General features: G+C 62.1%; 12 protein-coding genes. 6 read left to right on the top strand and 6 right to left on the bottom strand.

Features of this window, described 5'->3' with window-relative positions; all coding sequences use genetic code 11:
• Positions 1 to 16: 16 nt before the first annotated feature.
• The gene (locus ACQR3T_RS23545; RefSeq protein WP_428695004.1) at positions 17 to 1,405 is read left to right on the top strand and encodes an MFS transporter; all 1,389 of its coding nucleotides are present in this window, start codon (positions 17 to 19) and stop codon (positions 1,403 to 1,405) included.
• Positions 1,406 to 1,442: 37 nt separating this feature from the next.
• Positions 1,443 to 2,210, top strand: coding sequence for an SDR family oxidoreductase (locus ACQR3T_RS23540; RefSeq protein WP_428695003.1), 768 nt, complete (start codon positions 1,443 to 1,445; stop codon positions 2,208 to 2,210).
• Positions 2,211 to 2,226: 16 nt separating this feature from the next.
• Here ACQR3T_RS23540 and ACQR3T_RS23535 read toward each other — a convergent pair whose 3' ends face one another.
• Positions 2,227 to 2,973, bottom strand: a complete 747-nt coding sequence (locus tag ACQR3T_RS23535) for an IclR family transcriptional regulator (protein ID WP_428695002.1) — start codon at positions 2,971 to 2,973, stop codon at positions 2,227 to 2,229.
• Positions 2,974 to 3,020: 47 nt separating this feature from the next.
• On the opposite strand from ACQR3T_RS23535, the gene ACQR3T_RS23530 reads away from it, so the two are divergent.
• From ACQR3T_RS23530 to ACQR3T_RS23515, 4 genes are read left to right on the top strand one after another with little or no spacing between them, the layout of a single operon-like run.
• Entirely contained in the window at positions 3,021 to 3,812 is a 792-nt protein-coding gene (locus ACQR3T_RS23530) for a 2-keto-4-pentenoate hydratase (protein ID WP_428695001.1), read from the top strand.
• Between the two features lie 40 nt (positions 3,813 to 3,852).
• On the top strand, positions 3,853 to 4,800 hold the full coding sequence (locus ACQR3T_RS23525; RefSeq protein WP_428695000.1) for an acetaldehyde dehydrogenase (acetylating): 948 nt from the start codon (positions 3,853 to 3,855) through the stop codon (positions 4,798 to 4,800).
• A complete protein-coding gene (gene dmpG / locus ACQR3T_RS23520) occupies positions 4,797 to 5,846 on the top strand; it encodes a 4-hydroxy-2-oxovalerate aldolase (RefSeq protein ID WP_428694999.1) in 1,050 nt (349 codons plus the stop codon). Before ACQR3T_RS23525 ends, dmpG begins: the two co-directional genes overlap by 4 nt.
• A gap of 44 nt (positions 5,847 to 5,890) precedes the next feature.
• Entirely contained in the window at positions 5,891 to 6,757 is an 867-nt protein-coding gene (locus ACQR3T_RS23515; RefSeq protein WP_428694998.1) for an alpha/beta fold hydrolase, read from the top strand.
• 576 nt (positions 6,758 to 7,333) lie between these two features.
• Here the strand turns inward: ACQR3T_RS23515 and ACQR3T_RS23510 are convergent.
• The 5 genes from ACQR3T_RS23510 to ACQR3T_RS23490 are packed head-to-tail and all read right to left on the bottom strand — an operon-like array spanning position 7,334 to position 12,592.
• Positions 7,334 to 7,912: a (2Fe-2S)-binding protein gene (locus ACQR3T_RS23510; RefSeq protein ID WP_428694997.1), complete on the bottom strand. Its 579-nt coding sequence runs from the start codon at positions 7,910 to 7,912 to the stop codon at positions 7,334 to 7,336.
• Complete coding sequence (locus ACQR3T_RS23505) at positions 7,912 to 8,751, bottom strand: FAD binding domain-containing protein (protein ID WP_428694996.1); 840 nt, start codon at positions 8,749 to 8,751, stop codon at positions 7,912 to 7,914. The genes ACQR3T_RS23510 and ACQR3T_RS23505 overlap by 1 nt, the downstream gene beginning before the upstream one ends.
• A 6-nt stretch (positions 8,752 to 8,757) precedes the next feature.
• A complete protein-coding gene (locus tag ACQR3T_RS23500) occupies positions 8,758 to 9,489 on the bottom strand; it encodes an enoyl-CoA hydratase (protein ID WP_428694995.1) in 732 nt (243 codons plus the stop codon).
• Positions 9,486 to 11,828 (bottom strand): xanthine dehydrogenase family protein molybdopterin-binding subunit, encoded by a 2,343-nt coding sequence (locus tag ACQR3T_RS23495; protein ID WP_428694994.1) that lies wholly within the window; start codon positions 11,826 to 11,828, stop codon positions 9,486 to 9,488. Before ACQR3T_RS23495 ends, ACQR3T_RS23500 begins: the two co-directional genes overlap by 4 nt.
• The gene (locus tag ACQR3T_RS23490) at positions 11,825 to 12,592 is read right to left on the bottom strand and encodes an SDR family NAD(P)-dependent oxidoreductase (protein ID WP_428694993.1); all 768 of its coding nucleotides are present in this window, start codon (positions 12,590 to 12,592) and stop codon (positions 11,825 to 11,827) included. The genes ACQR3T_RS23495 and ACQR3T_RS23490 overlap by 4 nt, the downstream gene beginning before the upstream one ends.
• Positions 12,593 to 12,594 lie beyond the last annotated feature (2 nt).

The raw sequence follows: 12,594 nt of genomic DNA, 5'->3' as shown, positions 1-12,594 counted from the left end.
CCAGAACGGAACGACAATGACCGAACGGTCGACCACCCCGTCAGCAAAGCCGAAAGCCAGCTCGCCGCTGCGCGTCGCGATGGCCAGCTTCATCGGCACAACCGTCGAGTACTACGACTTCTTCATCTACGGCACGGCAGCCGCTCTCGTCTTCCCCAAGTTGTTCTTCCCCGACGCATCCCCGCTCATGGGTGTGTTGCTGTCGTTCGCCACGTTCGGTGTCGGTTTCCTCGCCCGACCGCTGGGCGGAGTGGTGTTCGGCCACTACGGTGACCGTCTCGGGCGAAAGAAAATGCTGGTTCTATCTCTGGTCGGAATGGGAGTCGCCACCTTCCTGATGGGCTTGCTACCCGGTTACGCGAGCATCGGAATTGCCGCACCGATCCTGCTCACGCTGTTGCGACTGCTCCAAGGCTTCGCGGTGGGCGGAGAGTGGGGTGGTGCCACCCTGATGGCAGTCGAACACGCCCCGAAGGCACGAAAGGGCTTCTTCGGATCGTTCTCCATGATGGGCGCACCGGCCGGGGTCAGTCTGGCGACCCTGGCATTCTTCGCCGTCTCACAGCTGCCGGACGATCAATTCCTCAGCTGGGGTTGGCGCATCCCGTTCCTGGTCAGTTCGATTCTCATCGTCGTCGGACTCGTCATCCGGCTCACCCTCGAGGAAAGCCCGGATTTCGAGAAAGTCAAAGACACCAACGCAGTCTCACGCATGCCGATCGTCGAAGCCTTCCGTAAGCACCGCAAAGAAATCCTTCTGATCGCAGGCACCTACCTGAGCCAGGGTGTGTTCGCCTACATCTGCATGGCGTACCTCGTCTCGTACGGAACGAGCGTCGCCGAGATCACCCGTACGCAGGCACTGGCGGGCGTATTCGTCGCGGGAATTGTTGCCGTGGTGCTGTATCCGGTCTTCGGATCGATGTCAGACACGTTCGGCCGTAAGACGATGTACCTCGTCGGTGCCGTGGCCATGGGCGTCGTCATCGGACCCGCATTTCTGCTCATCAACACCGGCAACCCATGGTTGTTCATGACAGCGCTGGTACTGGTGTTCGGCATCGCAATGGCACCCGCAGCCGGCGTCACCGGATCTCTGTTCTCGATGATCTTCGACGCAGACGTGCGCTACTCCGGTGTGTCGATCGGCTACACCATCTCCCAGGTCGTGGGCTCTGCATTCGCACCGACCATAGCTACTGCCCTATACGCGGCCACGGGTTCGAGCGTCTCGATCGTCGTCTACCTCGTCGTCGTCTCCCTCATCTCGATCGTCTCGGTGATTCTGCTGCCGGGAGGGTGGGGCAGAAACGGTGCCGCGATGCAGTTGGTGGCAGACGGGGCCCATTCGAATACCGCCGTTGCTTCTACGAGGAACAACTCTTCGGAGATGGACACTGTATGAAGGCCGGACGGAGGCCCCGTTCCGAGAGTCGGTCGAGGTGACCGCACTGGACGGCAAAGTCGCGCTGGTGACCGGTGCGAGTAGGGGATTGGGTGCCGCAATCGCCAACGCCCTCGCCGCCGACGGTGCGCTCGTCCTGGTCCACTATGCCGTCGACCATCAGGCAGCGGTAGGCGTCGTCCTCGACATTCAGCACAGGGGCGGCAGGGCAGCAGCGATCCGAGCTGACCTTGCCGCCCCGGACGGCCCGGGGCAACTGTGGGCCGCTGCAGACGAGGCTCTGCGACATTTCGATCTCGACAACCGCGTGGACATCATTGTCAACAATGCCGGGATCAACGAGCGTGGCTCCATCGATCAGGCGACCCCGGCGAACTTCGATCGACTCGTCGCGCTCAACCAGCGGGCACCGGTGTTCGTGACGCAGCTCGGGTTACGGCGTATGAGCGATCGTGGGCGCGTCATCAATATCTCTTCGGGTACAGCGCGCTATGCACGACCGGACGTTCTGGTCTACTCGATGACCAAAGGTGCTCTCGACGTGTTCACTCGCACTCTCGCTGCCGAGGTGGGCAGTCGTGGCATCACCGTGAATGCGGTTGCACCGAGTGCCCTCGACACGGATATGAACGCGTCTTGGTTACGGGGCAACATCGACGCACATGCCGGTGCTACCAGGAAGGCAGCACTGGGGGAGTTGGCAAGTCCGGCTGATATCGCCGCAATAGTGAGGTTTCTTGCGTCGCCGGACTCCCAATGGATCACCGGTCAGATTGTCGATGCGACAGGGGGCAACAGTCTGTAGCACGGCCGAATCGAGGTCACTCGGTCGAAGCACGCGCGAGCAGTCGTCCCAACGCCAGAGCGGCGGTACGAACTGCGGGGGCGAGCAACTCGGGTGCGAATCGGTCCTTGGGTACCGAGACCGACAGCGCAGCAATCGGTTCACCGGCAAGGAGCACCGGTGAAGCGAGGCAGCATCCACCGAGTGCGGCTTCTTCGCGTTCGATCGCGATACCGGTTCGTCGTATCGAATCGAGTTCGCGAGCAAGGGTTTTTGGATCCGTGATGGACTGGGGAGTGTAGCGGCGCAACGGCCGCGCCAGTATCTCGTTCCGGATCGTTGGATCTTCCAGGGCCAGCAGCGCTTTTCCGACTGCAGTACACGTCAGAGGCAGCCGTCCGCCGATCGACGAGGGTAAGGGAAGTGATGAGTGTCCGTGAATTTTTTCCACGTACACCGCGTCGTGACCGTCTCGCACTGCGAGGTGCACGGTTTGTTCGGTCACCGCGAACAGGTCCTGCATGAATGGGAGTGCTGCCGAACGCAACCGGTGTTTGAGACCCACACGTTCTCCGAGCTCGAACAGCGCCATCCCGAGCTCGAAGGTGTTCCCTCGGCGAGTGAGCCAGCCGAGCTCCGCCAGATCGACCAGCAATCGGTGCGATGTGGACCGGGGTAAGCCCGTGCGGGTCGCTACCTCGGCCAGGGTCAACGCCGATCCGCCGGGAAACGCGTCCAGGATCAACGCGGATCGCTGCAGTACAGACAGTGCGTCCCGTTTCATGGGACAGATCCTATACACCCCGACATGCCGATAATAACGTGAGGAACATGACCACAGTGGATCAGCACACGATCAGCGAAGCAGCCGACCGTCTCGCCAATGCGGCCAGGACGAGCACGCCTTGTGCCCCGGTCCGCGATCTCATCGGGCGTGAAGACATCGATGCCGCCTACCGCATTCAATCCCGAAACATCGAGGCGCAACTCGCGTCCGGTCGGACTGTAGTAGGCCGAAAGATCGGCCTGACGTCGCCGGCAGTGCAGAAGCAGTTGGGTGTCGACCAGCCCGATTTCGGAGTGCTGATGGACGATTTCGACGTCTCCGGGGAGGGCCCGGTCGATTCCGCACGACTGCTGCAACCGCGCATCGAAGCCGAGATCGCGTTCGTGCTGTCCGCCGATATCGACGAGACGATCACTGCCGATCAGGCGCCGTCGTTCGTGAACCAAGTGTTCGCATCGTTCGAGATCGTCGACAGCCGGATCGCCGGCTGGGATATCAGCTTGGCCGATACCGTCGCCGACAACGCATCGTCGGGCCTGTACGTGTTGGGGGAGAGCATCTCTCGCGCCGATGCACCCGATCTCGCCGAGGTCACCATGACCATGACCGCGGATGGTGAACAAGTTTCTGTCGGCAAAGGCTCGGACTGCCTGGGAAGCCCGTGGGAGGCGCTGGTGTGGTTGGCCAACACCAGCATGTCCTACGGATCTCCGCTGCGGGCAGGCGAAGTGGTCCTCTCCGGTGCCCTCGGCCCGATGGTCGCCGTCACGCCCGGCTCGACCTACAAGGCCTCGATCTCCGGAATCGGCGACGTCACAGCAACATTCACGGCCTGATTGACCCGAGAAGAACCTCGAAACAGAATCGAAGGACATCATGAGCAAAACCAAAGTAGCGGTGATCGGGTCCGGAAACATCGGTACCGACCTCGTCATCAAACTGAAGCGCGTAGCCAAGAATGTCGAAATCGCGGTGCTGGTCGGTATCGATCCCGCCTCCGACGGGCTCGCTCGTGCTCGGCGCCTCGGAATCAGTACGGTCGATTCCGGTGTGCAGGGCTTGATCGAGCACCCCGAGTTCGCAGACATCGACATCATCTTCGACTCGACCTCCGCCAAGGCACACGTCGCCAACGAGGAGGCCCTGCGACCGCACGGTAAACGGCTCATCGATCTCACCCCCGCAGCCATCGGGCCGTACGTCGTCCCCGCGGTCAACCTGGACGAGCACCTCGGTGCAGCAGATGTGAACATGGTGACCTGCGGCGGACAGGCGACCATCCCGATCGTCGCCGCGATCTCGCAGGTGACGCCGGTTCACTATGCAGAGATCGTCGCGTCGATCGCGTCGAAATCGGCTGGTCCCGGTACTAGGGCGAACATCGACGAGTTCACCGAAACCACCTCCGAGGCAATCGAAAAGGTGGGCGGTGCTGCGCGAGGAAAAGCGATCATCGTGCTCAATCCTGCGGAGCCGCCGTTGATCATGCGCGATACTGTCCTCGCTTTGGTGTCGAATCCCGATCAGGATGCAATTCGCCAGTCCGTTCTGGATATGGTCGACAAGGTTTCGGCCTACGTCCCCGGCTACCGGCTCAAGCAAGAAGTGCAATTCACCCAGCTCGACGACGCCGAATCCGTCGCCACCTTGACCGGCGGCGTCGACAAAGGGCCCGGCCTGTGGAAGGTCTCGGTCTTTCTCGAAGTCGAAGGTGCCGCGCACTACCTTCCCGCGTATGCCGGCAACCTCGACATCATGACTTCCGCTGCCCTACAGGTAGCGGAGAAAATCGCTGAGAACAAGACTCTGGAGGCGGCACGATGAGCGACACGACGACCACTCGCCCGAACGCGGCCGACGGTGCAGCTCTGTACATTCAGGACGTCACCCTCCGCGACGGCATGCATGCCATGCGGCACCGCATCAGCCCCGACAATGTCGCTCGCATCGCCAGCGCCCTCGACAGTGCAGGTGTGGACGCCATCGAGGTGACCCACGGTGACGGGTTGGCCGGCCACAGCCTGACGTATGGGCCGGGGAGCAACACCGACTGGGAATGGATCGAAGCAGCCGCCTCGGTGGTGCACCGCGCCAAGCTCACCACGCTGCTGCTGCCGGGGGTGGGGACGGTGAAGGAACTCGAGCATGCGTTCAAGCTCGGTGTCACCTCCGTCCGAGTGGCGACACACTGCACTGAAGCCGACGTCTCCGCCCAGCACATCGGCAAAGCCCGCGAGCTCGGCATGGACGTGTCGGGATTTCTGATGATGTCGCACCTCGCAGAGCCCGAACAGCTTGCTGCGCAAGCAAAGTTGATGGAGTCCTATGGCGCACACTGCGTCTACGTCACCGATTCGGGCGGCCGACTGACGATGAACGGCGTCCGCGATCGAGTGCGTGCCTACCGAGACGTCCTCGACGCCGACACCCAGATCGGTATCCACGCTCATCAGAATCTTTCTCTGTCGGTTGCGAATTCTGTTGTGGCGGTGGAAGAGGGTGTGATGCGAGTGGATGCGTCGCTCGCCGGTCACGGTGCCGGTGCGGGTAATTGCCCGATCGAGCCGTTCGTAGCGGTAGCAGATCTGCACGGATGGAAGCACAATTGTGATCTGTTCGGTTTACAGGACGCGGCCGACGACATCGTTCGCCCGCTGCAGGACCGGCCTGTTCAGGTCGATCGCGAGACACTGACCCTTGGGTACGCAGGGGTGTATTCGAGTTTCCTACGTCATGCCGAGGCTGCCGCCAAGCAGTACGGATTGGACACGCGCGCAATTCTGCTCGCCGTCGGAGAACGCGGATTGGTTGGGGGACAAGAAGATCTGATCACCGACATCGCGCTCGATCTGGTGGCATCGAAGAACTGAATCTTCGAGTCGAGCACATCCGCCATACAAGCACAGGAGCAGCAGTGACCAGCACAGTCGAGACCCCGGATTACACGACAGACAGCTTCTTCGGCCTGGAAGACAAGTGGCTTCCCACAGCGGAGGGAGAGCTCACTCACTACCACGAACTCGGCGAAGGAACTCCGATTCTGTTCTTGCATGGCTCTGGAACCGGCGTGACCGCTGCTGCGAACTGGTGGTTGAACTTGCCGGAACTGAGCCAGTACGGTCGCTGTATAGCGATCGATTCGATCGGCTACGGCCAGAGCGTCGTCGCCGACGGAACGAAATACGGGATCCGCGAATGGGTTCGGCACGCCGTACGCGTCCTCGACGCACTCGGAATCGAGAAGACCTGGATCGTCGGCAATTCTCTCGGAGGTTGGCTCGCATTCCAGTTCGCGATCGACTTCCCGGAACGGTTGCTCGGGGTCGTCTCCATGGGTACCGGTGGCGCTCAGTTGACGAGCGCGCTGAAGGGGCACTCCAATCCGACATTGTCGGAGGAGGGCGTGCGAAAGACGCTCGAGCAATTCGTCGTCGACAAATCGCTCGTTACCGACACCTTGGTGTCGCTTCGCTACGCGTCGGCGCTGAACGACACCGCCACAGACAGATTGGCGCAGGTAGTAGAAGCTCGCGATCGAGACCGAAACGAACTGCCTCTCGACTTCGACGTCCTGGCGAAACTCGAGATCCCGGTCCTGTTGATTCACGGAGTCCAGGACGTGGTCATTCCCGTCTCGCGCACGTGGGAATTGCTGAATGTCATTCCCCATGCCGATGCACACATCTTCAGTCAGTGTGGACACTGGTCGCAGGTGGAGCGAGCCGACGAGTTCAACGAGGTCCTTGGGCGCTATCTGAGTCGGCACATCGCCAAATCCTGATGTGCTGCGGGTAATGTGCGAGCCAACGGGGATGGACGGTTCTGTCGACGCGAGGCGGTCGCTGACTCGGTGTCCTGATCGTCAGGGACGCGAGTGTCTCAATACGCCGCCTCTATTGTGGCCCGCGGCCGCGCGTTCGACAGGTCGGGGCCATGCGTTGCTGACAACAGGCTCGGCCATGACATACCCACCCAAAACCGGGTTTCGAGGAGAACGATGATCAAACGTCCACCGGCTGAACCGAGCAGGGCTGATATTGCACTGACGACGATGTTTATTCTCAGCTGTGGATATGTCTCGATCAGCCGGTTTGTCTTCGGTGCTACGTGGGATCGATCGCTTTTGGTTGGGGCCGCAGTTGCCGCAATCGTATATACCGCAGTGCGATTTCAGCCTCGTGGTTAAGATTCGACCGCTTTGCGCGCAGTTTTCGCCGGTGCGGCGACTGTTGTTCTGGACCGATCAATCTCATTGGGCAAGCTCCGTAACAGCATGGCTCGCCGCGAGCCAACGCGATGATCCGCGAGGTATTGAAAAATCGCACATCCGGTTCGAGCTACGACGATCACTCGTCGTTCATACGGTTGGATCTGCCGGTTCGCGGGACCTTGGTGTCAGGAGGGTTTCATTGGTCGGTACGTCGAAAATCGACCCGGTCGGTGTGTCATGGTTCTGTACCGTCGAGTCCAACGAGTGAAGTTCCGCAGCTGCCTCCTCGACTGCATCGACGATGCCGACGTACCCGGTGCAGCGACAGATGTTGCCGGACATCTCTTCGCGAATCCGTTCGCGGCTCGGCTTGACTTCGCGATGCAACAGATCGAGTGCCGTCATCAACATTCCGGGGGTGCAGAAACCGCACTGGAGGCCATGGCGGTCGCAGAAGGCGCGTTGGAGCGGATGCAAAGTGCCATCGTCTCCGGCCATACCTTCGACAGTGGTGATCGAGGATCCATCGGCCTGGACGGCAAACATGAGGCACGCGCGTACCGGCCCTCCGTCGACCAGGATGGTGCACGCGCCGCACACCCCGTGTTCGCAACCCAGATGAGTCCCGGTCTGCCCGAGATCTTCACGGAGAGCATCGGCGAGTGTCTTGCGGGGCTCGACGTCGATCGACGTCCGGTTGCCGTTAAGGGTGAATTCGACATGCATCAGGATGCTCCTACTGTGGTGCCGATGGCGCGGGTGAGAGCGCGATACGTGTACTCCTCGGTCATAGCGATCCGGTAGCGCGCGGAGGCGTGGATATCCGAGGAGGTGGTGATCGCTTCCGATGCCGCCCGCGCAGCGCGCGAGAGGGTGGTGTCGGTGAGCTCGCTGTCGGCGAGAATGGCCTCGGCTTCGAGCGGGCGAACCGGAATGCTTCCGACCCCACCGATCGCGATCCGGATGTGTCCCCGAACTTGCGCGACGGCGACCGTCACCAACCCGAAATCGCCGTGTCTGCGTGCGAACTCGGCAAATCCCGCCACTTCGGGAATCGGGAAATCGATGGCCGTGACAATTTCGCTGTCGCACAGAGACGTTTCCAGCGCTCCCACGAAGAGGTCTTCCGCGGTGATCGTCCGCGGTCCCACTGGCCCTCGGGCATGCACGACTGCTCCGAGAGCAACCGCGACGACAGGCAGTTCCGCGGACGGATCCGCGTGAGCGATGCTGCCCCCTGTCGTCCCTCTGGTCCTGATCGCGCTGTGTCCGATCCATCCGGCGGCCTCGGCGAGCAGAGGTAGTTGCGTCTGCCGCGTCAGTGCGACATGCCTGACGAGAGCACCGACTCGAACAGTGTTCTCGTCGAGGGTCTCGATGGAGTGCAGGCCGGGCACGCGGTTGATGTCGACGAGGATCGACGGCCGCCCCAGTCGCATTGCCATCACCGGAACCAAGCTCTGGCCGCCCGCGATGACTTTGCCGTCGCCTTCTGCCGACTCCAGGGCGTCGATCGCCTCGGCAATGCTCGATGGGCGAACGTAATCGAACGGTGCGGCTTTCACGGGTTCCTACTTTCCAACGAATCTTGGTGCCCGGTTCTCTGCTCGGGCAATCTGGCTCTCGGCGAAGTCCGCACTGTTCCAGCACCGCTCGAACTGTTCGTCGAGCTGGCCGTCCCAGGATGCGGGTTCGGTCAGCATTCGGATCGCGGTCTTCGAGTACTGCAAGGAAAGCGGTGCGAACGTGGCGATCTCGAGGGCGAGCACGCGGGCATCCTCCACAGACCCGATGCGATCCGCGAGGCCACGACTGTGCGCGTCGAGGGCATCGAGGGTGTCGCATCCGAGCAGGAGTGCTCGGGTTGTTGCTCCTCCCGCGAGGCCGTTCAGTCGTTGGATCGTCCATGGGTCCACGGCCAGGCCGTTACGAGCGGTCGGGACGGCGAACACCGCCGTCGGCGCTGCCACACGGAGGTCGCACGCGATTGCGAGCTGCGTGCCGGCTCCGATGGCCGGTCCGTTGACCGCCGCGATCACCGGGATCGGGGCATGAGTGATGGCGTCGATCGCGGCGTAGAGGGCGCGCCGGAATCCGTCACCGTAAACCCCGTCCAGATCGGCGCCTGCGCTGAAAGCCGAGCCCGATCCTGTGATGAGGACAGCGCGTGCACCGGAGGCAACGGACGCCTCGACAGCCGAGGCGATCTCGTCGAGATGCGCTACGTCGAGTGCGTTGCGTTTGTGGTGACGATCGATGGTTATCTCGGCGAATTCCGCACCACCGATTTCCACGGTGATCATTGCATGGCCTCCCACAATGTGGCGGGTGTGATGGGCAGGTTCAGGATTTCGATACCGACCGCGTCGTGTACCGCTCCGGCGAGAACCGCGTTCGGGCCGAGCGTGCCGCCCTCACCGACGCCGCGGACACCGAGGGGGTTGTCTGCGGGAATCGAGATGTGTTCGATGATCATCTCGGGCACTTCGTGACTCGTGGGCATCAGGTAGTCGAGCAGGCTGCCGGTGGAGAGGTTCCCGTCGTCGTCGTAGATCAGGTGCTCGTACATCGCTCCGCCGATCCCTTGCGCGATCGACCCTACGATCTGTCCCTCCACGATCATCGGGTTGATCACTGTTCCGGCGTCCTCGGTGCAGACCCACTTCAAAATCTTCAGATCCCCGGTTCGGCGGTCGATCTCGATCGTCGCAGCTTGCGCACCTGCGGCGAAGGCCCCCCTGATCGGGTCGTAGAAACGCGTGGCCTGTAGCCCCGGCTCGATTCCTTCGGGCAGCTTGTTCGACTCGAGATACGCGATGCGCGCCAACTCGGCTAGGGTCGCAAGGGGTTTCGTGTCGTCAGGACCCCATACTTCACCGTCACGACAAGCCAGATCACCCTCGTCGAAATTGTGGAGAGCTGCAGCGAGGCGCAGGATCTTCGCCTTGACGGCTTCGCCTGTGCGGTGAGCAGCACCACCACCTATGACCGCTTGACGTGAGGAGAAGGCACCGAAGCCCCACAGGGATTCGTTGGTGTCTCCGATGCGAACGTTGACGTCGTCATACGCGACTCCGACCGCATCCGCCACGATCTGCGCAATGGTCGTCTCGGATCCCTGTCCCTGACTGGTCACTCCGCTGAGCACGGTGACCTTGCCGTCGGGGTCGACTCGGACGGTGCACGCGTCATGGCCGGTTCGAAACGGCATTCGAGGGCCCGCTGCCGCGGCGCGGCCGAGTCCGGTCAGCTCGTTGTAACACGCGAAGCCGATGCCGATCGGATTCTCTCCCGTCTCACGGCGTCGACGTTGTTCCGCGAGGAATCTGGGATAGTCGATCGCGTCGACGCATTTGTCCAGGCAGGCTCCGTACCAACCGGAGTCGTCCACCAGACGGCTGGGCATGCGGTACGGGATCTCCTCGGGCGTCACCAGGTTCTTCCGCCTGATTTCGAGGTCGCTCATTCCCAGTTCGGCGGCTGCGGCTGTCATGACCGACTCCATCGCGAAGACTGTCGCGGGTCGGGCTACTCCACGGTAGGGGCCGGCGTAAGCGGTGTTGGTGGTGACACCGCGGGTTATGCAACGGTAGTTCTCCAACCGGTATGGTCCGGACAGCAACCCGCCGGCCATGAGGGGTTCGATGCCCGCAGTCCACGGATACACCGAGTACGCGCCGACGTTGCAGGTGATGTCGGCATCGAGTGCCAGCAGGGTCCCATCGTCGGCGAAACCAGCTTTCATGAGGTAGCGATGGTCTCGCGCATGAGCGGCTGCGAGCAGATGCTCGGCGCGGTCCTCGACCCATTTGATGGGGTAGCCACGCATCTCACGGGCCATGACGCACAGTGCGAGATCCTCCGGATACAGCACAGCTTTGGTGCCGAAGCCACCCCCGACGTCCGGCGCGATGACGCGAACATTCGATTCGGCCAGCCCTAGCAGTTCCGCAAGCATATTGCGCACGAGGTGAGGAATTTGAGTCCCGGACCAGAAGGTCAGTTTGTCGTCGGCCGGATCCCAAAGCGCAACTCCCGCGCGGCATTCCATCGGATTGCCGGCATGCCTGTTGGTGGTCAGTTCACGTTCGACGACAACGTGAGAACGCGCGAACGCATCCGCCACGTCGCCGGCGTCGAAGGTCCGTTCGAGCAGGACATTGTCCGGAGCCTCCGCATGGACGGGAACTACCGGTTTCTTCCATGCGGAGACGGTGGCCGGCAACTGCTCGTAGTCGATATCGATGCGTTCGATGGCGTCCTCGGCGACGTATCGGCTCTCCGCGACCACGGCCGCGACCGCTTCGCCCGCGAAACGAACCTTTTCCCACGCCAGGATGGGCTGTGCTGTTTCGACGTACGACGGCAACGCCGATTGGGCGCGGAGCGCGATGGACCGGAATGCCGGCATGGCACCAGTGAAGACGCCGTGCACTCCGTGTACCGAGTTCGCCTCCGCGCCGTCGACCTTCAACAACGTGGCATGCCCATAGGAGCTTCGGAGGAAGGCAACATGCCGCATCCGCGGTAGCTCGAGATCGGAGACGTAGCGGCCATTGCCGGTGATGAGGCGGGCATCTTCCTTCCGCCGAACCGACCGGCCGATCGCGCCGCGGGGCGCTTCCCCATGTGCGGCCGTCATGGCATCGCGTATCCGCCGTTGACCGACACGATCTGGCCGGTGGTCCACGACGACAACGGTGAGGCCAATAGAAGGATCGTGGGCGTGACATCTGCGGGGGTGCCCAGTCTGCGAAGCGGGTACGCCGACAGAATTTTCTTCATCTTCGTGTCGTCGGCGTTACCGGTGTGCGCTTCGAGGCTTCCGGTCTGCACCAGCGCGATCGACACGGCGTTCGCGCGGATCTTGTATCGTGCCAACTCCTTGGCGAGAGACTTGGTGAGACCGACCGTTGTGGCTCGAGTGGTGGCGGTGACGAGAAGGCGAGATTCCCCGACACGGCCCGAGTCGCCCATGAGGTTGATGATGGCACCCTCGACGTTGCAGTCGACCATCTGTTTGGACACCGCGTGGGTGACCCGCAAGGTTCCCGTGACGGTGATCTCGATCTGCGGTGCCCAGTCCTCTTCTGTCGTTTCCAGGAACGGCTTACTCTGGGTAACGGCTGAATTGTTGATCAAGACGTCGATCGGGCCCAGCTCGGCCTTGACTGCGTCCACGGCCGCGGTGACGGCTTGGCCATCTGCGAGGTCGGCACCCACAGCCATGGCGCGCACTCCGAGGGCCGCCGCCTCCTTAGCCGCCTCCTCGGCACCTTTGGCAGAGGAGTTGTAGTGGAACGCAACGTTGGCACCCTCATTGGCGAACGCCATACCGATGGCACGTCCGAGGCCCTTACCGGCACCGGTGACGAGGATTGTCTTGTTGGTCAGGTCGAGTTTCACAA

Source organism: Rhodococcus sp. IEGM1428 (assembly GCF_050321865.1).
Lineage (GTDB): Bacteria > Actinomycetota > Actinomycetes > Mycobacteriales > Mycobacteriaceae > Rhodococcoides.
Note: the sequence above shows the minus strand (reverse complement) of the source record. Positions and strands in the feature narration are given on the sequence as shown.